We start from the raw sequence: 22,443 nt of genomic DNA on the forward strand, positions 1-22,443 counted from the left end.
CCGTGAACAGCACCCGTGAACAGCTCCCGTGAACAGGAGCGCCCATGAACAGGAGCGCCCGTGAAGGGGCGTTCCCGGACGACGAAAGGACCACGACCGCATGAGCATCACGCATCCGTCGGGAGGCCGTCCCGCCACCGGGCCGCCGGGCGACCTCCGCTCGCTGGCCGAACACCTCATACCCGACTGGGAGTTGAGGCCCCAGTCGAGCGACGTCGTCGCCGCGCTGCCGTCGTTCGCGAGCAAGCTCGCGGAGTGCGAGCGGATCTGCGGGGCGCCGTACGGCACGCTGCCGCACGCGGTCCAGGACGCCCTCGTGCTGCGCAGGCTGCAGCAGATGGTGCACACGACGCTGCTGAACCCGGCCTGGCAGGCACGTCTTGAGGGCGCCGGGATCGTGCGCGCGCCGGAGTCGTTCGAGGACTGGCAGCACATCCCCCTGTCCGACAAGGACGTCCAGCGCGACCTCTTCATGGACACGCGCCCCGGCCTCGTCGTACCCCTCGACGACGGCCGCTTCGAGATCGTGGCGAGCGGCGGCACGAGCAGCGGCCGACCGCTCGAAACCGTGTACTCCTTGCGGGAGTTGCAGGACACGTACGAGATCGCGGGCCGCTTCCTGGGCACGTACCAACTGGGTGACCGGCTGGCGGGCGCCGACCCGAAGTGGCTGTTCACCACGCTCGCCGACTACCAGATGTGGAGCAGCGGCACGATGGTCGGCGGGGTGCTCCAGCGCGTGCCGGGCGTCAACTACGTGGGCGCGGGGCCGGTCACCGCCCCGGTCCTGGAGCACATGTTCTCGTATCGGGGCCCCAAGGCGCTGATGGGCATCTCGGCGGGCATCGCGATCCTCGCCGACATCGGCGCCGGGATGTCCCAGCAGGCCAAGGAGAGCTTCCGGGTGGCCCTGTACGGCAGCGGCGTCCTGCCGCAGCGCAAGCGGGCCGAGCTGCGGGCGATGTACCCGAACCTGACGATCCTCAGCTACTTCGCGGCGACGCAGGCGGAGACGATCGGCCTCCAACTGAGCGAGGAGTCGGAGGAGTTGGCGGCGGTGCCGGGGCTCCATCTGATCGAGATCGTGGACGAGCGGGGGCGCTGGGTCGACGAGGGCGAGGAGGGTGAGCTCGTCGTGACCCGGCTGCACGCGCACGAGGCGCCGCTGCTCCGCCTCAAACTGGGCGACCGGATGATCCGCAGGCCGCGCCGGGACGGCCCGGGGCTGCGTACCGAACGGTTCGAGTTCGTCGGCCGCACCGGCGACGTCCTGCACATCAACGACAGCCAGTACTCGGCCCCGCGGGCCTATGCCGCCGTGCGGGACGCCTTGCGGGCGGCCCAGGTGGTCGATCTGGACGAGGCGGCGCACGAGATCCAGTTCGTGAACGCGCGGGAGGCGCGGACCATCACGCTTCTCGCGTCCGTCGACGACCTGGTGACGCTGAACTACCGCACCGAATCGGCGCTCGGCGCGCAGGGCGTACAGGCCCTGTTCGTGAATGCGTTGCCCCGGTCGCTCTCCCTGTTCAACCACGGAGAGGCGAATCCTGCCTCCATCGAAAAGACCGGATATTCGTTCGAGCTCAAATTCGTGCACCGAATGTCGCCCGAAATCGAACGGACGGACGTGGGAAAGGTGCCGCTGGTTCGGGACCGGGCTCCGTACGCGCACGAACCACTCGTCGGACAGGAGCAGACATGAAACCGCAGGTGAACATCACGGCCGTGGTCGACGTCATCGGAGCGCTTTCCGACGGCTCGCTCCTGGGCGGAAATCTCTGCCTCGTGGACAACGGGGACTTCGCGTCGCAGAGCCAGGGAACGGCCGAGCTGTGCACGGTCGTCGTGCCCGGTCAGGTCATCCAGTGGACGGCACTCGCCGTCGACCTCCAGACCCCCGTCGACATCAGGAGCATCACCTTCCTCGGCGGACCGGGCGACTCCGACACGAACGGCTCCGCGCCCGGTTCCGCGCCCGGTTCCGACGAGGGCGGCGAGTCGCTCGAACTGAACGTGTGGACCGGCGTGGTCCCCGCGTACCTGACCCCCGGCGTGCCCTACCGCTATCGCCTCGAACTCCAGATGTACGAGGGCGACCACAGCATCCTGCACGTCGACTCGCCCGCCCTGATGTGCGCGTGAACCCCCACAAGGAGTGAGGCAGGAACCCCATGGCCCAGCAACTGGCGATCATCGTGCTCGTGGACGTCGGCACCGCCCTCGCGTCCGGCACGCTCGACGGCAACACCTATCTGTTCGACAACATGAAGCTGCACGGCTCCGAGGGGCAGGGCACCGGCGACCTCGAGACCGCCATCAACGGATCGACCTGGGGCGACGGATCCCAGGCCGGCGAGCAGGTGCTCAACTGGCTGCCGTACAGCCTCGGTTCGATCCCGCCGACGGTCCCGCGCGGCTACACCACCGACCGTGCGCGACAGAGCGACCAGCAGGCCCTGGCCGCGCTCGGCTCCCTCACGGGCGCGCACGTGTCGGGCGCCGACCGGACGGCGGAGGTGGACCGGATCAGCGCCTCCGTCGGCACCCGCGTGAAGACGACCCGGCGCACCCGCGGCAGGCTGTCCGACCAGAAGATCCTCGACGTCACCGGCAACGTCGTCACCGACGAGGATGCCGGTACGCACAGCTATCCGGCGCCCGTCATCACCGACATCTACGGCGAGGCGGTCGACGAGAAGATCATGTACCCCGCCGAGTACGGCTCCCCCGACCTGGTGACCGACGGCTGGTACTGGTCGGCGACGGTCGACTCGTCGCGGCCCGGGACCTACACGTACTCGATGCGCATCCAGCTGCACCGGCTCGTGCACCGCGAGGACGCGCTCCTGTGGGAGCCGGTCAACATGACGTGCGAGTCGAAGCTGCGTATCACCTCGCAGCCGCGGCGCAACGCGTTCACGAAGGCGGGGCTCGGCATGCTCCCCGTCCCGCCCGTCCCCGCCGACCCGGCCGCCCCCTCACAGTCGCCCGCCCAGCCGTAAGGAGAGTTCGCATGGCCACGAAACCGAGGCAGCCACGGGAGACCGTGACGAAGCGGCCCATCATGATCACCGCCGTGCTCGACTGCGTGGGCGCGCTCGCGTCCGGCAGCGTGCAGGGCCACCTGTACCTGTACGACACCAACAAGGCGGGCGGCTCGGCCGGCCTCGGCACGGAGGAGTTACGCACCCAGGTGCGCCGCGGCGACCAACTCCTCTGGAACGTCCTGGCGTTGGAGTGCGAGGCGTACGTGGCGATCGACGGGATCGACATCGACCCTGACGTGTGCGAGCCCGTCCGCAAGGTGTATCCGGGCACCGACGTCGCGTACTGGATCGGGACGGTGAAGCGGGACGCGCCCCAGGGCGTCGGCTACCGCATCGCGTTCAAGGTCGGCACGCGGACCGAACCGATCGTGACGACCGCGATGCCGGCGCTGACCGGCCAGGCGTGAAGGGGGAGACGATGGCCACGCGTACGGGCGACTTCGTCGCCGAGAAGCAGAACCAGGGTCAGCTGAACTCGGTGCAGCTCAACATCGTCACGCTCGTCAACATGGAGCGGGCGGCGCAGAGCGGCTCCCTGAGCGACGCGATGTACATGATGGACAACAGCGTCGGCGGGACCGGCCAGGGCACCTCGCACCTGGAGACGGTGTGCAAGCAGGGGCAGGTGCTCAACTGGATCGTGCGCCCCATCGACATGGACAAGCGGCTCGACAACACCTGGCCGCCGATGCCGAAGATCAACAGCATCGTCTTCCTCGACACCGAGCAGGGTGACGAGGAAGACGTCGCCGAACGGAAGATCTTCACCGAGCTCAAGATCTACGGGATGCCGGACCGGATGCGTTCGCCGCTCACGCCCGTGTACTACTACTGGGCGGGCACGGTCCTGAGCACCGCGAAGCCGGGTCTGTACCGCTACCGGCTGATCCTGGAGCTGGAGCAGGAGGGCAAGCCGGAGAAGCTGTACCTCAACACCGAGGTGCACCCCTCCATCCGCATCCTGCCGGTGACCTAGCCGGCAACTCCCTCACAGGACAGGGGGATTGGCGTACCGCACCAGCTCGAGGGCCTGCTGCGGGAACCAGTCCCCCGCGTCCGGGTCGACGGTGCCCCGCTCCGGATCCTCGGGCCCGGCCGTCCCGCGCAGACACAGCCCGTCCGACTCCCCCGGCGTCTTGATCCACAGCCGCGCGTCCTGCAGGGGATCGCCGGTGCGCAGGGTCGGGCGGGCGCCGAGCCCGCGGTTCGGCGGGTTGCACCAGTCCTGCGGGTCGGTGTACTTGCCGGCCGGCGGCGTCCACGGCCCCTGCCCGTTGCGGCTGGAGTCGGTCACGAAGTGCGTCATGCGGGAGGCGGGCACATGGACGTTGGCGTCGATCCAGGACTGCGCGTCCGCCCGCGGCCACCACTGGTTCGGGCAGGCGGCGACGTCCCCGCCTCCTTCGACGTACGCGATGCACGACGAAATCAGCTTGCCGTACCAGGAGTTGGCGTCGTCGGTGTTGTAGTTCGAGGCGTTGGTGTAGAAGCCGGAGGCGTGCAGCACGCCGCCCTTGATCAGGCGCGGCACGATCGAGCTGACGGTGTGCCAGCCCGGGTGCCCGGTGTCGAGGTAGACCCGGGTACCGCTCAGGGGCTCCAACTTGCCGACGGCGTAGTTCACTTCGGCGTACCGGGCGGCGGTCTTCGTGCCCTCGGCGTCGTCCTGGCCGCAGTCCGCGGGGAGCAGGGCGAGCGCGTCGGGTTCGAGGATCACCAGGGCGTCGCGGGAGCCGATGCCGCGGGCCACGGCGTCGATCCACGCCTCGTACTCGGCGGTGTTCGCGGCGCCGCCCGCCGAGTAGTTGGAGCAGTCGCGGCCGGGAATGTTGTACAGGGCGAACACGGGGACGGCGTCGCGCCGATCCGCGTCCCGGGCGACGTCCCGGGCGAGCTTCTCGACCTCGGCCGGGCTCTGGTCGCCGAACCAGACGGCCTGCGGGGTCGCGATCATGGCGGTGATGCGGGCCGCGTCCTGGTACTGCCCGGACCGCACCAGGCGGATGACCTGGCGCAGGGCGTCGGGGTTGGGGTCGGGGGTGTAGAGGCGGGTGCCGGTCACGGTGTCGCTCTCGGCCGCGGTGGCCGCGGGACCGGCGTACACCAGCGCGGCCAGCGCGACGGACAGGGCGGCTATGGCGGCCGAGCCGCGTCTGTGCGTACGCGCACGTCTGTTGGTACGCGTACGTCTGGGCGTACCTCTGGGCGCACGTCTGAGGGGACCTCGCACGGGTTCACTCCTGGGTCGCAAGGGCGGTTTTGGGAGCGCTCCCATTGAGGGTCGGGGGTGACGCTGGTGGCGTCAAGGGATGTGCACGGGGCGGGTGTTGGGGCCGGGACCGCGGTCCCGGCCCGCCTCAGGCCACCGACCCGATCCGCCGGGTCTCCCTGGCCTCGTGGTGGATCGGGGTGTGCGCCCCGGTCAGCGAGACACCGCTGCCGCCCCGCCGGTTCGCCACGATCTCCCCGGCGATGGACACCGCGACCTCCTCCGGCGTACGCGCGCCGAGGTCGAGGCCGATGGGCGACCGCAGGCGGGCCAACTCCAGCTCGGTGACGCCGACTTCGCGCAGGCGCTCGTTGCGGTCGAGGTGGGTGCGGCGCGAACCCATGGCGCCGACGTAGGCGACGGGCAGGCGCAGCGCGAGCTGCAGCAGCGGCACGTCGAACTTGGCGTCGTGGGTCAGCACGCACAGCACGGTGCGGCCGTCGACCTCCGTGCGCTCCAGGTACGCGTGGGGCCACTCGACGACGATCTCGTCGGCGTCGGGGAAGCGGGCGGGCGTCGCGAAGACGGGCCGCGCGTCGCACACGGTGACGTGGTAGCCGAGGTACTTGCCCATCCGGACCAGGGCCGACGCGAAGTCGATCGCACCGAAGACGATCATCCGGGGCGCGGGCACGGAGGACTCGACGAGCAGCGTGAGCGGTGCTCCGCAGCGCGAGCCCTGCTCTCCGATCTCCAGGGTGGCGGTGCGGCCCGCGTCGAGGTGGGCGCGTGCCTCCTCGGTGACCGTGCGGTCCAGTTCGGGGTGGGCGCCGAAGCCGCCCTCGGTCGAGCCGTCGGGGCGCACCAGCAGGGCGCGGCCCATGAGTTCGGCGGGACCCGCCACGATCCGCGCGATCGCCGCCGCCTCCCCCGTGGCGGCGGCGGCCAGCGCGGCCGCCAGCACGCCGCGTACGGCCTCGTCCGAGGCGCGTACCGGCGTGACGAGGATGTCAATGATGCCGCCGCAGGTCAGACCCACGGCGAAGGCGTCGTCGTCGCTGTATCCGAAGCGCTCGACGTGCGTGACGCCGTCCTCGAGCGCCACGCGGCACAGCTCGTAGACCGCGCCCTCCACGCAACCGCCGGAGACCGAGCCGATCGCGGTGCCGTCGCTGTCGACGGCGAGTGCGGCGCCCGGCTGGCGGGGCGCGCTCCCGCCGACGGCCACCACGGTGGCCACGGCGAAGTCGCGTCCCTGCTCGACCCACCGGTTGAGCTCTTCGGCGATGTCCAGCATGTCTCGGTCTCCTTAGCGGTTACGAGGATCGACGAACGGAGTGACGCGACGTCAGTGGACGCCCATCCAGCTCTCGATCGGGTTGAGGGCGAAGTACACGAGGAAGATCACCGTCAGGCCCCACATGAAGGCCCCGATCTCCCGGGCCTTGCCCTGGGCGATCTTGATGGCGACCCAGGAGATGACGCCCGCGGCCACACCGGTGGTGATGGTGTACGTGAAGGGCATCAGGACCACGGTGAGGAACACCGGGATCGCGGTGGCGCGGTCGGCCCAGTCGACGTGCCGGGCGTTCATCATCATCATCGCGCCGATGACGACGAGGGCGGCCGACGCGACCTCCTGCGGGACGATCGCGGTGACCGGGGTGAAGAAGAGGCAGGCCGCGAAGAACAGGCCGGTGACGGCGGAGGCGAGACCCGTGCGGGCACCTTCGCCCACACCCGTCGCCGACTCGACGAACACGGTCTGGCCCGAGCCGCCCGCGACGCCGCCGATCGCACCGCCGGCGCCGTCGATGAACAGCGCCTTGGACAGGCCGGGCATGCGGCCCTTGTCGTCGGCCAGGTTGGCCTCGGTGCCGACGCCGATGATGGTGGCCATCGCGTCGAAGAACCCGGCGAGCACGAGCGTGAAGACGATCATGCCGACCGTCATCGCGCCGACTTCGCCCCAGCCGCCGAACTCGACTTTCCCGAAGAGCGAGAAGTCGGGCGTGGAGACGGCGCTGCCGTGCAACTCCGGTGCCCCGTTGGCCCACTGCTTGGGGTTGATCACGTCGAGCGCGTTCAGGATCATCGCGACGACGGTGCCGGTGACGATGCCGATGAGGATCGCGCCGGGGGTGTTGCGCGCCTGCAGCATGAAGATCAGCAGGAGCGTGCCCGCGAAGAGCAGCACGGGCCAGCCGGCGAGTTCGCCGGTCTTGCCGAGCGTGAGCGGAGTGGCCTTGCCGACCTGCACGAAGCCGGACTTGTAGAGGCCGATCAGGGCGATGAACAGGCCGATGCCCATGGTGATGCCGTGCTTGAGCGCGAGCGGGATCGCATTCATGATCATCTCGCGCAGCCCGGTGACGACGAGCAGCATGATCACGACGCCGTACATCACGCACATGCCCATGGCCTGCGGCCAGGTCATCTCGGGGGCGACCTGCGAGGAGATCACACCGGAGACGGACAGACCCGCGGCAAGGGCGAGCGGGACCTTGCCGACGAAGCCCATCAGGAGCGTGGTGAACGCGGCGGCGAAGGCTGTCGCGGTGATCAGGGCCTTCTGGCCCAGGGTGTCACCGGCGGCGTCCTTGCCGGACAGGATCAGGGGGTTGAGCAGCAGGATGTACGCCATGGCCATGAAGGTCGTGACGCCGCCGCGCACCTCTCGTGCGACGGAGGATCCTCGTTCGGATATGTGGAAGTACCGGTCGAGCCAAGACCTGCCGGCGGGCTGGCGCGTACCCGCGCCCGCGTCGTCGGCGGTCTTCGGCTCCAGGGACTGCTGGGTCATGGTGCCTCGTTTCCCAAGGTTCAAAGGGGCACCCGCGAACTGCGGTGGAGATTGCGGGATTTGGGATGGCTGCACGACCCGGGGGACGGCCCGAGACGGACTGCTCGTGGTGGTGTTCCGCGCGACCCGGCCCGTGGGGGCCGGGTCGCCGACAGGTCAGGCCGAAGCCGTGCCGGTCAGGTGCTCGGGCCGGACGGGAGTCCGGTTGAGCTCCAGACCCGTCGCGTTCCGGATCGCCGCGAGGACGGCCGGGGTGGACGACAGGGTCGGGGCTTCGCCGATGCCGCGCACGCCGTACGGCGCGTTCGGGTCCGCCAGTTCGAGGTAGTCGACCGGGATGGTCGGCGTGTCGAGGAGGGTCGGGATCAGGTAGTCCGTGAAGGAGGGGTTGCGCACCTTCGCGGTCTTCGGGTCGACGATGATCTCCTCCATCACCGCCACGCCCAGGCCCTGGGTGGTGCCACCCTGGATCTGGCCGATGACGGAGAGCGGGTTGAGCGCCTTGCCGACGTCCTGCGCACAGGCCAGTTCGATGACCTTGACCAGGCCGAGCTCGGTGTCGACCTCGACGACCGCTCGGTGCGCGGCGAACGCGTACTGGACGTGGCCGTTGCCCTGCCCGGTGACGAGGTCGAAGGCCTCGGTGGGGCGGTGCCTCCACTCCTCCTCGATCTCCACCGCCTCGTCCTCCAGGACGTCGACGATCGAGGCGAGCGCCTCGCCGCCGTCGGTGACGACCTTGCCGCCCTCCAGGAGGAGTTCGGCGTTGGCCCAGGCCGGGTGGTAGGAGCCGAACTTGCGCCGGCCGATCTCCAGGACCTTCTCGCGGACGAGGGAGCAGGAGTTCTTGATGGCGCCGCCGGTCATGTACGTCTGACGGCCCGCGGAGGTCGAACCGGCCGAGCCCACCTGCGTGTCGGCGGGGTGGATGGTGACCTGCTGGACACCGAGCTCGGTGCGGGCGATCTGGGCGTGGATGGTGACGCCGCCCTGGCCGACCTCCGCCGCGGCGGTGTGGACGGTGGCGACGGCCTCGCCGTTGATGACCTCGATGCGGATCTTCGCGGTCGAGTAGTCGTCGAAGCCCTCGGAGAAGCCGACGTTCTTGATGCCGACCGCGTAGCCGACGCCGCGGACGACGCCCTCGCCGTGCGTGGTGTTGGACAGACCGCCGGGCAGCGCGCGCACGTCGGCGCCCTCGCTGGACTCCCACTGGCGCTCCGGCGGCATGGGGCGGGCCTTGACGCGGCGCAGCAGTTCGGCGACCGGCGCGGGGGCGTCGACCGGCTGCCCGGTCGGCATGATCGTCCCCTGCGACATGGCGTTCTTCTGCCGGAACTCCACCGGGTCCATGCCCAGCTTGGCCGCGACCTTGTCCATCTGCGCCTCGTACGCGAAGCACGCCTGGACCGCGCCGAAGCCGCGCATCGCGCCGCAGGGCGGGTTGTTGGAGTAGAGGCCGATCGCCTCGATCTCCACGTCGTCGACGACGTAGGGGCCGACCGACAGGGACGCGGCGTTGCCGACGACCGAGGCGGTGGACGACGCGTACGCGCCGCCGTCGAGGACGATCTTGCACTTGAGGTGCGTGAGCTTGCCGTCCTTGGTGGCGCCGTGCTCGTAAGTGAGCTTGGCCGGGTGACGGTGCACGTGTCCGAAGAAGGACTCGAAGCGGTTGTAGACCATCTTGACCGGCTTGTTCGTGCGCAGCGCGAGCACGGAGGCGAGGATCTGCATCGAGATGTCCTCGCGGCCGCCGAACGCACCGCCGACGCCGGCCATCGTCATCCGCACCTTCTCCTCGGGCAGGCCGAGGCAGGGCGCGATCTGCTTGAGGTCCGAGTGCAGCCACTGGGTGGCGACGTACAGGTCGACGCCGCCGTCCTCGGCGGGCACCGCGAGGCCGGACTCCGGGCCGAGGAAGGCCTGGTCCTGCATGCCGAAGGTGTACTCGCCCTTGACGATGACGTCGGCCTTCTTGGCGGCCTCCGCCGCGTTGCCGCGGATGATCGGCTGGCGGTGCACGATGTTCGGGTGCGGGACGTGGCCGGCGTGGTGGTCGTCCCGGTTCTCGTGGACCAGGATCGCGTCCGGCGCGGTTGCCGAGGCCTCGTCGGTGATGAGCGGCAGCTCGCGGTACTCGACCTTGATCTTGGCGGCGGCGCGGCGCGCGGTCTCCGGGTGGTCGGCGGCGACGAGGGCGACCGGCTCACCGTGGTGGCGGACCTTGCCGTAGGCGAGCACCGGGGTGTCCTGGAACTCCATGCCGTAGTTCTTCGCGGCCGGCAGGTCGTCGGCGGTCAGGACGGCGTGGACGCCGGAGGTCTTGAGCGCCTCGGAGGTGTCGATGGACACGATCTCGGCGTGGGCGACGGTGGAGCGCAGGATCTGGCCCCACAGCATCTCCTCGTGCCACATGTCGGACGAGTACGCGAACTCGCCGGTGACCTTCAGGGTGCCGTCGGGGCGCAGCGTCGACTCGCCGATGCCGCCCTTGGTCGCGCCCTGCGTGACGTTGAACGGGATGCCGGTGGTACGTGTGTCAGCCATGTCCTCAGGCCCCCTGACTCGGAACTGCTGCGGACTGGCGCGCGGCGGCGAGACGCACGGCGTCCATGATCTTCTCGTAGCCCGTGCAGCGGCACAGGTTGCCGGAGAGGGCCTCGCGGATGTCCGCGTCGGACGGGTTCGGGGTGCGCTCGAGCATCTCGTCGGCGGCGACCAGCAGACCCGGGGTGCAGAAGCCGCACTGGACGGCGCCCGCGTCGATGAACGCCTGCTGGATCGGGGAGAGTTCGACGCCCTCGCCGGTCTGCGAGTCGGTGCCCTTCGCGGACCAGCCCTGGGCCTCCTGGATCGAGGTGCCCTTGCTGCCGCAGGCGCCGCCCTGGTGGGAGCCGCAGGCGTCGCGGTTCTTGGCGAAGTCGGCGAGGCCCTCGACGGTGACGACCTCGCGGCCCTCGGCCTGTCCGGCGGCGACCAGACACGAACACACCGGTACGCCGTCCAGGCGGACGGTGCAGGAACCGCACTCGCCCTGCTCGCAGGCGTTCTTCGAGCCGGGCAGGCCCATGCGCTCGCGCAGGACGTACAGCAGGGACTCGCCCTCCCAGACGTCGTCGGCTTCCTGCTTACGGCCGTTGACCGTGAAATTGACGCGCATTACGCGACTCCCTCCGAACGGGCGGCGTCGCCGCGGTAGGACTCCCAGGCCCAGGTGAGCGTGCGGCGGGCCATGATGCCGACCGCGTGACGGCGGTACGAGGCGGTGCCGCGCACGTCGTCGATCGGGTTGCAGGCGGCGGAGCACAGGTCCGCGAACTGCTTGGCGACCGACGGGGTGATGATCTTGCCGTTGTCCCAGAACCCGCCCTCTTCGAGCGCGGCGTTGAGGAACGCCTCGGCCTCCTTGGCGCGGACCGGGGTGGGCGCGGCCGAGCCGATGCCGGTGCGCACGGTCCGGGTCTCGGGGTGCACCGCGAGACCGAAGGCGCACACGGCGATCACCATGGCGTTGCGGGTGCCGACCTTCGAGTACTGCTGCGGGCCGTCGGCCTTGGGCAGGTGGACGGCGCGGATCAGCTCGTCCTGGGCGAGCGCGTTGCGCTTCACGCCCGTGTAGAACTCGTCGATCGGGATCATGCGGGTGCCGCGCACCGAGGCGACCTCGACCTCGCAGCCGCTCGCGAGCAGCGCCGGGTGGGCGTCACCGGCGGGCGAGGCGGTGCCGAGGTTGCCGCCGACGCCGCCGCGGTTGCGGATCTGCGGCGAGGCGACCGTGTGCGAGGCGAGCGCCAGACCCGGCAGCTCGGTCCGCAGGTTCTCCATGATCTTGGTGTACGGAACGGAGGCGCCGAGGCGGACCGTGCCGTTGGAGCCCTCGCCCACCTCCCACTCGCTCAGCTCGCTGATGCGGTTGAGGTCCAGGAGGTACTCGGGCCGGCGGTGGTCGAAGTTGATCTCGACCATGACATCGGTGCCACCCGCAATCGGCACAGCTGTGGGGTGCTCGGCCTTGGCGGCGAGCGCCTCCTCCCAGCTGGCGGGGCGAAGGAAGTCCATGAGTGGCTCTCTTCTACGTCGTTCGTGCGTGGTTCGTTCGATCGGATCGAGCCACGGATGTGCGGATCACGGGGGCTCGTTCATGTGCTGTTAACGCGGAGTGGGGCAAGTACACCGCCCTGTGCTCCGCCAGGGTCAGTCACGGAAACCATGAAGGAGTTGGCTGACCAAGACGGGTGTCTTGTAGATTCGTATGAACAGCGAACATCAGTAACCTCTTCGTTTTCCCGAAGAAACCGAAGAAACAGATCGAGACAGATCGGCGGCGACGACGACATGCGGCTGCGCGCATTGCTGGACACGGACGCGCTGGGCCTCAGGCTCCTCGGCGGCGAGGACGAATTGGACCGCACCGTGCGAGGCGTGATGACCACGGACCTGCGGGACCCGAGCCGCTATCTGTCCGGCGGCGAGCTGGTCCTGACGGGCCTGGCCTGGCGCCGTGACGCGGACGACTCGGAGCCGTTCGTACGGATCCTGTCGTCGGCCGGGGTCGCGGCCCTCGCGGCCGGCGAGGCCGAGCTCGGCGACATCCCCGACGACCTGGTGCAGGCGTGCGTACGGCACCGTCTGCCGCTGTTCGCGGTGAACGAGCGGGTGGCGTTCGCGACGATCACCGAGCACGTCGTGCGCCAGGTATCGGGCGAGCGTGCGGGCGACCTCGCGGCCGTGGTCGACCGCCACCGGCGCCTGATGACGTCGGGCCCGGCGGGCGGCGGCCCCGACGTGGTCCTCGACCTGCTCGGCACGGACCTGGACCTGCGGGCCTGGGTGCTGTCCCCCGCGGGCCGCGCGATCGCGGGCTCGACCGCGGCGGGCCCCGATCTGCCCGCCGACATCTGCGCGCGCCTGGCAGCGGAGCACCTCTCGGCGACCCGGGCCGGGCGCCGCGCCCCGCACAGGGCCGTCATCGACGGCACCACGTACTCGGTGTTCGGAATCCGCACCGGTGGCCGGAGCGCGACGCCCGCGTCCCGGGACGTGCGCGAGACCGTCCTGTCGGACTGGCTGCTCGCCGTCGAGGCGGACGCGGGCGACTGGCCCGAGGAGCGCCTCGACCTCCTGCAGGGCGTGACCCAGCTGATCTCCGTGGAGCGCGACCGCCGCGACGCGGCCCGTACGGTACGCCGCAGGCTCGCCCAGGAGGTCCTGGAGCTGGTGCAGACGGGCGCGGCCCCGGCCGAGATCGCCGCGCGCCTGCGGGTCGCGGCCCCGGTGCTGCTGCCGGGCCTCGGCGCCGCCCCGCACTGGCAGGTCGTCGTGGCCCGCGTCGAGTGGGACGGCGGGGCCATCGAGGGCGGCCCGGTCGCCCAGTCGCTCCTGGAGGAGATCCTGGTCGACCCGCTCTCGTCCGGGCCCGAGCCGTCCGACCGGATCGCGGTCGCGCACACCGGCGACGAGGCCATCGCACTGGTGCCGCTGCCCGCGGTCTCCGCGGAGCACGACGGTTCCGAGCAGGGCCTGATCGCGGACTCGCTGTTGGAGACCGTGCGGGCCCCGCTGTCCGCGGGGCTCGCCGACGACGGGCGCCTGACGATCGGCGTGAGCGCGGCCGTGCACTCGGCCGAGGGGCTGCGCGGCGCCCTGGAGGAGGCACGGCACGCCCGTCGGGTCGCGGCGGCCCGCACGGGGCTCGTCTGCGCGGCGGGCCACCAGGAGCTGGCCTCGCACGTCCTGCTCCTCCCGTTCGTCCCGGACGACGTGCGCCGCGCCTTCACCGCGCGCCTCCTCGACCCCCTGCGCGACTACGACCGCAAGCACCGCGCGGAGCTGATCCCGACCCTGGAGGCGTTCCTCGACTGCGACGGCTCGTGGACCCGCTGTGCCACGCGTCTGCACCTGCACGTCAACACGCTGCGCTACCGCGTCGGCCGCATCGAACAGCTGACGAACCGTGATCTGTCGCGCCTGGAGGACAAGTTGGACTTCTTCCTGGCCCTGCGCATGAGCTGATCCGCAACCCCACGGGTTTGTGAAATCTTTCACCCACCCCCTTGGCCGAGCCCCGTGATCCGTGCTGAGATGCCCCACATCAACTCGGCTCGACGGCGTGCTCGGGGAGGGCAACGTGGCGCATACCGCCATGTCTGGTACGGGAACGAACGCAGGGGACGATCCACTCCAGACCGCGGTATGGCGGCTGCGCTCACGCGGCTGCTGGGCCGACGCGGCAGCACTCCTCGACCGGCACGCGACGACGGATCCCGCCGCCGCGCTGCAGCGCGCGGCGCTGCTCGGCGAGCGCTGCCTGTACACGGAGCAGGGCTGGGCCGACGCGGAGGACGCACTGCGGGCCGCCGAGGCGGTCGCCCACACGGACGAGGAGCGCGGCGCGGCGGCGTGCGAGCGCGGTCAACTCGCTTACGCCGCTACGTTGTTGAAGGTCCGGGACCGGGTCGACGAGGCCCGCTCGGCGTTCGGCCGCGCCGCGGCGCTCATCGCACCCGGGGCCGCGGCGCGGGCGCTGCTCGACTTCCGCCGGGGCCTGATGGCGGAGAACCTGGCGGACTCGCCCCAGGCGGCGCGTGCGGCGTACCGCAGGGCCCATGCGGGTGCCACGGCCCACGGCGACAGCCTGCTGCTCTCCTTCACCTGGCGCCATCTGGCCGGACTGGCCCTGCGCGACGGGGAGTTGACGGAGGCGCGGCACGGTTTCGCGGAGTCCCTGCGACTGCGCGAGGAACTCGGCTATCTGGTGGGCACGGCCCCGGCGCTCGTCTCTTTGGCGGAGGCGGAGCCGGAGCCCGAGACCCAGGCGCGGCTGCGTGCGGAGGCGGGCCGGTTGTTCAGGTTGCTCGGGGGTGTGCCGACGTGGTTGGCGGGGGCGTTGCCCGCGGCCGCATAGCCCGCCCGGCTCGCGGCCCGGGGCTCAAGAAGAACCGGCTCTAGGAAGAACCGAAGTGTGCCCGCACCAAAGAAGTGACCTCGGGCAGATCCCGCGACTCCAGCGCATCCAGCAGCGCGACATGCTCAGCCGCGTCCGCCGCCAGGTCGCAGCCCGACCAGACCACCCGGCGTCGCAGATCGTCTGCGACCCGGACGAGCTGCTCGTTGCCGGCGAGGGCGAGCAGGGCCCGGTGGAAGGCGCGGTCCGCCTCGGCGTAGCGCGCCACGTCCCCGGCGGCAGCCGCCCGCACCGTCTCCTCCGCGGCGGGGCGCACCGAGGCCACGGACACCGGCTGCGCCGCGCGGGCCAGACGCAGCACCATCGGGGCTTCGATGAGGCCGCGCACCTCGGTGAGCTCCGCCCGCTCGCGGGCCGTCCGCTCGGCCACCCGGAAACCCCGGTTGGGCACGACCTCGACGGCCCCTTCGAGCGCCAGCTGCTGCATGGCCTCGCGCACGGGCGTCGCGGAGACCCCGAGCCGCTCTCCCAGGACCGGTGCGGAGTAGACCTCGCCGGGCGTCAGTTCACCCGAGAGGAGCGCGGCCCGCAGGGCGTCGAGCACCTGCCCGCGCACCGAGGTCCGGCCGACGCTGCCGCGGACGGCGACGCGCGGCGCGGGCGGCTCGCTGTGGGTGTGCTCGCCCCGGCTCCGGGCGGGGACGGGCGCCCCCTGCCATGCGGTGGCGGACCGCTGCTCGGGCACCCCGAGGGCGCCGTGTGCCGCGCGCGCTCTGGCCTGCTCCACCCCAGTCATCGCCCGGTCATCCCCTTCACGACTGTTCCTGGCCCTTTGTCCCGAGCCCAACGAAGAACCATAGGGCGCCGGGCCCGCAGTTCAAACCCCGATTTGTTCTGGTCGTGCAGCATAGGCGCCGAAACCGGAGGTCAGCACCTCGTCACTGAAGCGGTGGCAGCCTGATGACCTGCACTGCGTGCATCGAACACGTATCGGATAGCGGTATACCAAACCCGCTCAATCGTGATGCATCCGTCAACGCGTTACGGGAGATACCTCCTCATGTGCAACGCAACCGCACACCAGAGGAGATATTCACGCAATTCAGACAAGAGATCATAGGACCCCGCCCCAAGCTGTCGGAACGTTCCGCCACCCAGTGCGCTGGGTACGTAGAGCGGATCTGTCGGCACATGGGCGTTCACCCAGCCGACCTCACGAGCGACCACATACAGCGCTACCTCCAGCACGGCGCGAGCGGCAACAAGGCGCCGTCCGCCTCAGGGAAACGGCTGCTGTTGTGGGGCTGCAAGAAGTTCGGTCAGTGGGCGGGAAACCCCCACCTCGTCGACGGGATCGCACCGCCGGCGAAACCACGCCACAACCCCAGACCCCTCACCGAGGAACAGGTCACCGACCTGCTCGACTTCCTCGCCGACCGCAACGTGACCATATGGCGCGCCGTCGTCCTTGGCGCCTACGCAGGCCTTCGCGCCTTCGAGGTCGCCGGCCTGTGCAGCCACCACGTCGTAGTCGACCCGGAAACCGGTGGCGGGATCATCACCGTCCAGGAGGGCAAAGGCGGCGTCACCGCCAACGTCTACGTCGACAAGTTCGTCATAGACGCCCTCGGAGAACTGCTCAAGCGTGACGGGCGGCTCTTCCCGGACCTGACCAGCAAGCGGGTCACGGAACGGTTCCTGTACTGGGCCAAGAAGGCCGGAATGAACGACATCTCGTTCCACCGCACACGGGCGTTCTTCATCACCGAGACGTACTACGCCTCGGCGAGCGACCCCTACACGGCACGTGACCAGGCCCGACACGGCTCGATCAAGTCGGGCGAGGCTTACATCAAACCCCGCCAGAACAAGGCAAAGGAGTCCGCAAGCAAGCTGCCAGGCCTACCGAGCGTGCCACCGCTCAAGGCATCACTGGACCTGCGCAGAAACCACGTCATGAACGAGCTGGCCTTCGAACTCGCCAGGGACAAGGACGCGTTCCTAGCCCGCATGGCGAGCGAAGTCCTCCGACTCCGACGACTACAAGAACAGATCCAGCGCTTCAAGGAAGCGATGGGCGACGACGAGTAGCCAGCACAAACAAGGTGGCGTCCCGCTTAGTGCAAGTAAGCAGGACGCCACCGACCCCAGTGCTACCCGGCGTAACCAGGCCACATGCGCCAGAACAAACCAGTTCACCCGCAGCCGACTTCATGTTTGCGGCGCGCAGCGCAGGCGTGCCACCTGCACAGAAAGACAGCACATGCCCCAGCTCGAAGCACCCGAAAAGCTCGCCGCGAAGATCAACAAGACGCCCGGGTTCACCTGCACAGCCAACCACCGCTCCAAGGGCGGCTTCTGGGCCGTCAACATCGAGCGCAAGAAGGCCGGCGAGACCGTCGCTTGCGCGACGTCCATCGGGACCCACTTCAACAGCGACCAGTCGTTCCAGAACACCCTGACCCGCCTGCGCCGCATCGGCTGGACCTACGAGCTGTACCAGCAGTCCAAGACCGCCGCCCGCGATGCGCGGATCAATGCCGCCAGGGCCGCGGACCCCGGCGTCGCGGCCGCGCTGTTCGCCGGGACCGCCTTCGAGGACCGGCCCGACTCAGCCCTCGCTCAGGTCCTTCAGGAGGTGCCTCGTCAGCGGCCCGGCGACGTCCACCCCGACGACTACGGCGTACGGGCCATGACGAAGGCCGACGAGGTGTCCATCTACTCCCTCGCCGCATTCGACCAGTGCGAAGCCAGACCTCAACTCGTCGACCGGAAGACGGCGTTGGAGTGGACCGAGCGCCTACCCGCCTATCAGCGCAAACGCTCCCCCATGACGGAGAAGCGTTACGGACGAATGATGCTGCGCGGCGAGTGGGCCGCCATCCTGAACGGCATCCTGCTCGACCCCGATGGGCTTCCACTCGACGGCCAGACCCGCCTGTTCGCTCTCATCTGGGCCACTGATCCCGAAAACCTCGAGGGCAACATCACGTTGAAGGTGCCGTTCATGGTCTGGCACAACGTGCCGCGCGCCATGTTCCGCTACATCGACCGCCAGCGTCGGCGCACCGTCGCCAACACCCTGCAAGGCCTCGGCGAGAAGAACGCCAACCAGCTCGGGGCCGCCGTCAAACTGCTGTACCTGTACGACAAGTTGCCGCAGTCGGAGTGGTCGCACGCCTATGTCTCGGAGGACCAGCAGGTCGCCCACCTCGACGCCAACGGCGACATCCGTCAGTCGATGTACTGGGGGAAGTTGCACGAGCGCGGCTTCAACAAGACCGCTGCGATCGTCGCCCACCATCTGCTGACCCGCCACTACACCGACCCGGTGCAGCAGCGGTACATCGACTCGTGGTTCGCGCGCCTGCACCACGGCTACAACCTCACGGTCGGCGACCCCAGTGCGGCATTGCGGGACTACCTGATGACCGCCGACACGGTGGAGTACAACCGCATCGATGTCGGCAAGCGGGTCGGCCCGTTCCACCTGTACCTGCTCCTCAAGACGTGGGGCAACACGCTGGAGGGCAACGAGATCCTGCGGGTTTCCCCGCGGCGGGACTTCGCTGTCCCCCGCGATCTGCCCAGCTTCCCGGTCATGCCGGAGAACGCACGGTTCCTGCCCACCCTGCCGAAGTCGTCACAGGCCGGTGAGGCCGCATGAACGCACTGCCGAAGCTGATCGACGATGGCCCTCTCCTGGCCCCGGGGACGGTGCTGTTCCCCACTCAGTCCTGGCTCCTGAACGCCCACACTGTCCTGACCCTGATCAAGTGCACCCACGATCCCGCCGAGCTCGACGAGCAGACCGTCGCGTTCCTGCGCGAGAGCGTCACCCAGCACTATCGACTGTGGGGCGTACGCACGGTGCGCGTCGTGTTCGGCTGGGGCCAGGTGCCGCTGGTGCACCTTGTCGAGTACCCGAGCGAGGCGGGAGCGCTCCCGTCGCTCAATGCTCAGCCCATCGACACGAGCGAGGTAGAGCAACTCGTGCCCCTGGACTGGGAGTTCTTCGCATGATTACTCCCCAGCAGATTGTGGACGCACTGCGATGCCTGGGCATCGAACCCGCCGGGGACGTGCGCTTCGACGAGGACGACCTCCCGATGCTGCTCGGCATGTTCAGCACGGTCGTCGAGCGCGAGATGTGCCTGGCCCTGACCACCGTGGGCCGTAATCCGCACGACGTGGGGGCATGGCACGCCGACGTCGCCTCGGCCATCTTCCGCGTCCTGTCCGCCCCGTTCACGGAGTTGGACGACGACGCCCTCGTCATCGAGGCCGGTGTGGAGTTCACGCGCCTGGTCGCAGCGCGGGCGACGCGTACGAGCGAGGAGATGGCGATGCTCCTCCCGCCGTCGCCGGCGGCCCGCCTCGCTGTGATGGCCCAGCGCATGGCAGCCATCGCGACACTTCAGGCGCAGATCGCCAACGGGGACCCCGCCAGCGAGCACCGCCCCTCGGCCGCGCGGATTCGCGAGCAGACCAGAACCGTCAAGCAGCACCTCGACGAGCACTACACCGTCCTGCTCGCGGTGCTGGATCAGGCGGTGTGCGCGGAGGGGCAACGCGGTGTTCCTGATTGAGCTACCGCTCGGGTTCGACCCCGCGTCCTGGGGCTGGGTGCAGTCCCCCGGCGGCGTCTGGCTGCGGTGGGAGATCCCCTACCGGTATCCGGCCTGCCTCGGGTACTGCACCCCCGCCGGTTGCGTCGCCTGGTACGGGCACGGCCGGTATGAGGGCCGTGACGAACCGCTGGCCGTCGAGGCCGATGCGCTGCTGACAGAGATCTGTACCGGCATCCCCGCCGATCCCGCCCACGTCCACGTACGGAATCCCCGCTCATGATCAATGTGATCACCCCGAACATCCTCGTCGGCTACCAACTGCTGGTTGACGACGCCCGCACGGTGAACAACTCCCGGCACGAGGCCGTGCAGTCCCGCGAAACCCTGGTCCGGCGCTCCACGGCACATGCGGTGTCGCTGATGCGTGACGGGATCGCCGGCGCGGTCGCGGCGTTCGCGATGCACCAGGCCCACGACTACGTCACCAAACGGTTCGGCAGCTGGGCCCACTACGTCGACCGGGTCGACGCGCTGCGCATCCAGGCCCCCGAGATGCGGCCGATCATCCTGCGTACCCTCCTTGCCGGGCCGGAGGTGTTGCAGGCGCAGTTCGACCGCGAGGACGGCATCTACCGCGATGAGTTCCTCGGCAACTGCGTTCTCGCCGTGCTGTCTTCGGCGTGTGTGCGAGCCGAGTACGAGGGCCTGGCCGCCCCGGTCCTGGACGTCGGCAGCGGACCGCAGACAGTGCCCGCTCAGGGTGAACGAGTGGCGTGGGAGTGGAAACCCAACCCCAAGGCCCTGCCCGAGCTGCGGGACAGGCTCCTGGCCTTCTACCGCAGCCCGGCCGGCATCAGTTACGTCGGCTCGGCGCTAGCCGAGGGCGGCTTCGTGCTGTGTCCCTACGCCTCTCACACCACGGACCCGCAGGACCTGTACGAGTCGACGGGGTTCCTGTGTGGGCAAGAGGCCCACACGCTGGAGCGCGCTCGCCTGTACTACGTGGATGCGGTGATGTGCGAGGTCGCTCTGCGCAAGGCCAAGCGCGCCCAGAAGGCGCCTGTGACCGCCCGTCGGATGCTGCCCGGGGCAGGGTTCGTCGCGTTCGAGACACCGATCGATTCCGGCGACCCGGACCAGGCGATCGTCGCCGTGTCCTGGAACCAGTGGGACCCCCACCTGTGGCCCGGGACCTGGCTCATGTCCGGCCCCACGGTCGGGCGCGGCCGTCTCGAAGCCTTCGAGGTCCCGGCCGACATGATCCTGCCGGGCGGCGTGCGCTGGTGGCTGACCTTCTACACCGCCCGCACCCGCAGCCACCTACCCAAGGTCATGTGGGACACCGAAGCCGTCATAGGCGAGGGCCACCACTTCACCGCCGCCATCAGCGATGATGCCGAACCGTCGGATTCCAACGAGCTGGCGCAGCGGGTCCTGATTGCCGTCCACGAACTGATCACCCAGACCGAGGTGTTGGGCAAGACGATCACCAAGACCACCGAACACGCCCGGCGGCCCAGCGACCAGAAACGCGACCGCCGGCGCGGCATCCAGGACGACGGGCGCGTCCGCGTCGTCACCATCGGCGGCAACGGCACCGGGCGCCACTACAACCCGGCGGGTCGTACGGGTGCCTCCTGGACGCTGAAATGGCGGACTCCCGTCGTCGAGCACGACCGCAACCAGTGCCCCAACCCCCACCATCACGCCGAACTCGGCGACGCCTGCGTGCACGAGCCCATCACGATCCTGGAACACGTCCGCGGCCCCGAGGACGCTCCCCTGCGACCGACCAAGACGGTCCGCAATCTCAAAGGACCCAAGGCACCGTGAGTCCGTTGTCAGGAAACAGTGGTCCCCTGACAGACCCCATCTGTCAGGGGACCACTGGCTTAGTGCCGTGCGCTCACGCGTACTCCGGACCGTCCGCTGTCCGGTAACGGCGCCTAGCTCGGCGCACTACGAGGGCCACCCCGGCAACGGCTGCCACGAGGAGTACCGCGGTCTCGGGAACTCCGACCTGCCCGCCCAGGACCACCAGGACGAGGGCGAGCAGCGTGAGGATGCTGACGGTGCCCGCGAGGATGCTTCGCCACAACTTCGACATGATGGATTCCTCTTAGCGCGGCTTGGTCTTCGAGGTGTACCCGCCAGTGCCCTTGGCGGTTATCTCGATCTTGGGGTAGTTGTTCGCGTAGCAGCCGTAGATGGGGGCGCACAGCTTGACCTGGTGCTCCATCGTCGACTTGGCCGTGGTCTTGCCCGTCGCTGATGCCGTGTTGACGGTGCGCTTCTGGAGATCGACCACGCCCTGCTTGTACGGGAAGCTGTAGGAGCGGCTGCCCCACTTGGTGACCTTGCCGCCGCTGTAGGAGAAGGTCACGGTGTTCTTGTACTCGTAGATGGTGCTGCCCAGCAGGCTCCTGTTCCGCACAGAGACATTGACCGTCTTGGTGCCCTTGGCGGCTCGGGTGGAGATGCCGCCGTCGTCTTCGGTGCTGTCGGAGATCTCGACCTCCGCGTCCGCCTCCGGGTCCGGAACCATGGCGGCCAGCTCCGGGTTCTGACGGATCAGATCAAGGTCAGCCTCCGTCCACGTGCCGTCAGCGACACTCTCGACGGCATCCTGCAGTTCGGCACCGTCAGCGGCCTGCGCTACTGGCGCAGCCCCCAACAGAGCAGCGGCGCCCATCGTCAACGACGCAGCTACAGCACTGGCCTTGCGGTTCAGCTTCTTCACCTGCCGGTCCTCCCTGAGAGCCATGCACGACCACAACCGGCCGACCAGACACTTTCCGCAGGTCACAACCGGTTGAGGCGGGGCTCGAAATCTCTCAACTTCCTCCCGCCCCGTGCGGCGCCGAACGGTGACACAGACCGTCAGACGTTGATCATCTAGGGCG

At 69.5% G+C, this 22,443-nt stretch carries 22 protein-coding genes; 13 read left to right on the plus strand and 9 right to left on the minus strand.

The window, feature by feature from the left end; all coding sequences use genetic code 11:
- Window positions 1-100: 100 nt before the first annotated feature.
- From ACIBUY_RS05540 to ACIBUY_RS05560, 5 genes are read left to right on the plus strand one after another with little or no spacing between them, the layout of a single operon-like run.
- The gene (locus ACIBUY_RS05540; RefSeq protein ID WP_399151886.1) at window positions 101-1,705 is read left to right on the plus strand and encodes a hypothetical protein; all 1,605 of its coding nucleotides are present in this window, start codon (window positions 101-103) and stop codon (window positions 1,703-1,705) included.
- A complete protein-coding gene (locus ACIBUY_RS05545; protein WP_399151887.1) occupies window positions 1,702-2,145 on the plus strand; it encodes a hypothetical protein in 444 nt (147 codons plus the stop codon). Before ACIBUY_RS05540 ends, ACIBUY_RS05545 begins: the two co-directional genes overlap by 4 nt.
- Before the next feature lie 29 nt (window positions 2,146-2,174).
- On the plus strand, window positions 2,175-3,005 hold the full coding sequence (locus tag ACIBUY_RS05550; RefSeq protein WP_365567236.1) for a hypothetical protein: 831 nt from the start codon (window positions 2,175-2,177) through the stop codon (window positions 3,003-3,005).
- Window positions 3,006-3,016: 11 nt separating this feature from the next.
- The gene (locus tag ACIBUY_RS05555) at window positions 3,017-3,457 is read left to right on the plus strand and encodes a hypothetical protein (protein WP_365567238.1); all 441 of its coding nucleotides are present in this window, start codon (window positions 3,017-3,019) and stop codon (window positions 3,455-3,457) included.
- 11 nt (window positions 3,458-3,468) lie between these two features.
- Window positions 3,469-4,026 (plus strand): hypothetical protein, encoded by a 558-nt coding sequence (locus ACIBUY_RS05560; RefSeq protein WP_365567240.1) that lies wholly within the window; start codon window positions 3,469-3,471, stop codon window positions 4,024-4,026.
- A 12-nt stretch (window positions 4,027-4,038) separates the two neighbouring features.
- Here the strand turns inward: ACIBUY_RS05560 and ACIBUY_RS05565 are convergent, their stop codons facing one another.
- From ACIBUY_RS05565 to ACIBUY_RS05590, 6 genes are all read right to left on the minus strand, one after another.
- Complete coding sequence (locus ACIBUY_RS05565) at window positions 4,039-5,280, minus strand: glycoside hydrolase family 6 protein (RefSeq protein WP_399151888.1); 1,242 nt, start codon at window positions 5,278-5,280, stop codon at window positions 4,039-4,041.
- Window positions 5,281-5,407: 127 nt separating this feature from the next.
- Window positions 5,408-6,556, minus strand: coding sequence for an XdhC family protein (locus ACIBUY_RS05570; RefSeq protein ID WP_399151889.1), 1,149 nt, complete (start codon window positions 6,554-6,556; stop codon window positions 5,408-5,410).
- Between the two features lie 51 nt (window positions 6,557-6,607).
- Window positions 6,608-8,062, minus strand: a complete 1,455-nt coding sequence (locus tag ACIBUY_RS05575) for an NCS2 family permease (protein WP_399151890.1) — start codon at window positions 8,060-8,062, stop codon at window positions 6,608-6,610.
- A 156-nt stretch (window positions 8,063-8,218) separates the two neighbouring features.
- The gene (locus ACIBUY_RS05580; RefSeq protein WP_365567248.1) at window positions 8,219-10,612 is read right to left on the minus strand and encodes a molybdopterin cofactor-binding domain-containing protein; all 2,394 of its coding nucleotides are present in this window, start codon (window positions 10,610-10,612) and stop codon (window positions 8,219-8,221) included.
- Window positions 10,613-10,616: 4 nt separating this feature from the next.
- Complete coding sequence (locus tag ACIBUY_RS05585; protein WP_365567250.1) at window positions 10,617-11,225, minus strand: (2Fe-2S)-binding protein; 609 nt, start codon at window positions 11,223-11,225, stop codon at window positions 10,617-10,619.
- Entirely contained in the window at window positions 11,225-12,124 is a 900-nt protein-coding gene (locus ACIBUY_RS05590) for a xanthine dehydrogenase family protein subunit M (RefSeq protein WP_365567252.1), read from the minus strand. Before ACIBUY_RS05590 ends, ACIBUY_RS05585 begins: the two co-directional genes overlap by 1 nt.
- A gap of 276 nt (window positions 12,125-12,400) precedes the next feature.
- Here ACIBUY_RS05590 and ACIBUY_RS05595 point away from each other — a divergent pair, with 276 nt between their 5' ends.
- Together ACIBUY_RS05595 and ACIBUY_RS05600 are read left to right on the plus strand one after the other, a co-directional pair.
- The gene (locus tag ACIBUY_RS05595) at window positions 12,401-14,077 is read left to right on the plus strand and encodes a PucR family transcriptional regulator ligand-binding domain-containing protein (protein WP_365567254.1); all 1,677 of its coding nucleotides are present in this window, start codon (window positions 12,401-12,403) and stop codon (window positions 14,075-14,077) included.
- 115 nt (window positions 14,078-14,192) lie between these two features.
- Entirely contained in the window at window positions 14,193-14,969 is a 777-nt protein-coding gene (locus ACIBUY_RS05600) for a hypothetical protein (RefSeq protein ID WP_365567256.1), read from the plus strand.
- 40 nt (window positions 14,970-15,009) lie between these two features.
- On the opposite strand, the gene ACIBUY_RS05605 is transcribed toward ACIBUY_RS05600, so the two are convergent.
- A complete protein-coding gene (locus ACIBUY_RS05605) occupies window positions 15,010-15,765 on the minus strand; it encodes a GntR family transcriptional regulator (protein WP_399151891.1) in 756 nt (251 codons plus the stop codon).
- Window positions 15,766-16,160: 395 nt separating this feature from the next.
- Between ACIBUY_RS05605 and ACIBUY_RS05610 the strand changes: the two genes are divergently transcribed.
- From ACIBUY_RS05610 to ACIBUY_RS05635, 6 genes are all read left to right on the plus strand, one after another.
- Complete coding sequence (locus ACIBUY_RS05610; protein WP_365567260.1) at window positions 16,161-17,060, plus strand: tyrosine-type recombinase/integrase; 900 nt, start codon at window positions 16,161-16,163, stop codon at window positions 17,058-17,060.
- A gap of 172 nt (window positions 17,061-17,232) precedes the next feature.
- Window positions 17,233-18,636 carry a hypothetical protein gene (locus ACIBUY_RS05615; protein WP_365567262.1) on the plus strand — a complete coding sequence of 468 codons (1,404 nt, stop codon included), beginning with the start codon at window positions 17,233-17,235 and terminating at the stop codon, window positions 18,634-18,636.
- The gene (locus ACIBUY_RS05620) at window positions 18,633-18,992 is read left to right on the plus strand and encodes a hypothetical protein (RefSeq protein ID WP_365567264.1); all 360 of its coding nucleotides are present in this window, start codon (window positions 18,633-18,635) and stop codon (window positions 18,990-18,992) included. Before ACIBUY_RS05615 ends, ACIBUY_RS05620 begins: the two co-directional genes overlap by 4 nt.
- Window positions 18,989-19,558, plus strand: coding sequence for a hypothetical protein (locus tag ACIBUY_RS05625; protein ID WP_365567266.1), 570 nt, complete (start codon window positions 18,989-18,991; stop codon window positions 19,556-19,558). Before ACIBUY_RS05620 ends, ACIBUY_RS05625 begins: the two co-directional genes overlap by 4 nt.
- Window positions 19,545-19,820 (plus strand): hypothetical protein, encoded by a 276-nt coding sequence (locus tag ACIBUY_RS05630; protein WP_365567268.1) that lies wholly within the window; start codon window positions 19,545-19,547, stop codon window positions 19,818-19,820. The genes ACIBUY_RS05625 and ACIBUY_RS05630 overlap by 14 nt, the downstream gene beginning before the upstream one ends.
- A complete protein-coding gene (locus ACIBUY_RS05635; protein ID WP_365567270.1) occupies window positions 19,817-21,373 on the plus strand; it encodes a hypothetical protein in 1,557 nt (518 codons plus the stop codon). Before ACIBUY_RS05630 ends, ACIBUY_RS05635 begins: the two co-directional genes overlap by 4 nt.
- Window positions 21,374-21,446: 73 nt before the next feature.
- Here ACIBUY_RS05635 and ACIBUY_RS05640 read toward each other — a convergent pair whose 3' ends face one another.
- Together ACIBUY_RS05640 and ACIBUY_RS05645 are read right to left on the minus strand one after the other, a co-directional pair.
- Entirely contained in the window at window positions 21,447-21,647 is a 201-nt protein-coding gene (locus ACIBUY_RS05640; RefSeq protein WP_365567272.1) for a hypothetical protein, read from the minus strand.
- A gap of 12 nt (window positions 21,648-21,659) precedes the next feature.
- Window positions 21,660-22,280, minus strand: coding sequence for a hypothetical protein (locus ACIBUY_RS05645; protein WP_365567274.1), 621 nt, complete (start codon window positions 22,278-22,280; stop codon window positions 21,660-21,662).
- Window positions 22,281-22,443 lie beyond the last annotated feature (163 nt).

The sequence above is a fragment of the Streptomyces sp. NPDC050085 genome, from assembly GCF_044460595.1.
Lineage (GTDB): Bacteria > Actinomycetota > Actinomycetes > Streptomycetales > Streptomycetaceae > Streptomyces.

Excerpts from the sequence above, each read along its gene's own strand:
- ACIBUY_RS05585 (WP_365567250.1), bottom strand. The coding sequence starts at position 11,225 with ATGCGCGTCAATTTCACGGTCAACGGCCGTAAGCAGGAAGCCGACGAC.
- ACIBUY_RS05605 (WP_399151891.1), bottom strand. The coding sequence starts at position 15,765 with ATGACTGGGGTGGAGCAGGCCAGAGCGCGCGCGGCACACGGCGCCCTC.
- ACIBUY_RS05625 (WP_365567266.1), top strand. The coding sequence starts at position 18,989 with ATGATTACTCCCCAGCAGATTGTGGACGCACTGCGATGCCTGGGCATC.
- ACIBUY_RS05540 (WP_399151886.1), top strand. The coding sequence starts at position 101 with ATGAGCATCACGCATCCGTCGGGAGGCCGTCCCGCCACCGGGCCGCCG.
- ACIBUY_RS05590 (WP_365567252.1), bottom strand. The coding sequence starts at position 12,124 with ATGGACTTCCTTCGCCCCGCCAGCTGGGAGGAGGCGCTCGCCGCCAAG.
- ACIBUY_RS05545 (WP_399151887.1), top strand. The coding sequence starts at position 1,702 with ATGAAACCGCAGGTGAACATCACGGCCGTGGTCGACGTCATCGGAGCG.
- ACIBUY_RS05610 (WP_365567260.1), top strand. The coding sequence starts at position 16,161 with ATGGGCGTTCACCCAGCCGACCTCACGAGCGACCACATACAGCGCTAC.
- ACIBUY_RS05555 (WP_365567238.1), top strand. The coding sequence starts at position 3,017 with ATGGCCACGAAACCGAGGCAGCCACGGGAGACCGTGACGAAGCGGCCC.
- ACIBUY_RS05640 (WP_365567272.1), bottom strand. The coding sequence starts at position 21,647 with ATGTCGAAGTTGTGGCGAAGCATCCTCGCGGGCACCGTCAGCATCCTC.
- ACIBUY_RS05575 (WP_399151890.1), bottom strand. The coding sequence starts at position 8,062 with ATGACCCAGCAGTCCCTGGAGCCGAAGACCGCCGACGACGCGGGCGCG.
- ACIBUY_RS05570 (WP_399151889.1), bottom strand. The coding sequence starts at position 6,556 with ATGCTGGACATCGCCGAAGAGCTCAACCGGTGGGTCGAGCAGGGACGC.
- ACIBUY_RS05550 (WP_365567236.1), top strand. The coding sequence starts at position 2,175 with ATGGCCCAGCAACTGGCGATCATCGTGCTCGTGGACGTCGGCACCGCC.
- ACIBUY_RS05635 (WP_365567270.1), top strand. The coding sequence starts at position 19,817 with ATGATCAATGTGATCACCCCGAACATCCTCGTCGGCTACCAACTGCTG.
- ACIBUY_RS05560 (WP_365567240.1), top strand. The coding sequence starts at position 3,469 with ATGGCCACGCGTACGGGCGACTTCGTCGCCGAGAAGCAGAACCAGGGT.
- ACIBUY_RS05620 (WP_365567264.1), top strand. The coding sequence starts at position 18,633 with ATGAACGCACTGCCGAAGCTGATCGACGATGGCCCTCTCCTGGCCCCG.
- ACIBUY_RS05615 (WP_365567262.1), top strand. The coding sequence starts at position 17,233 with ATGCCCCAGCTCGAAGCACCCGAAAAGCTCGCCGCGAAGATCAACAAG.
- ACIBUY_RS05595 (WP_365567254.1), top strand. The coding sequence starts at position 12,401 with ATGCGGCTGCGCGCATTGCTGGACACGGACGCGCTGGGCCTCAGGCTC.
- ACIBUY_RS05580 (WP_365567248.1), bottom strand. The coding sequence starts at position 10,612 with ATGGCTGACACACGTACCACCGGCATCCCGTTCAACGTCACGCAGGGC.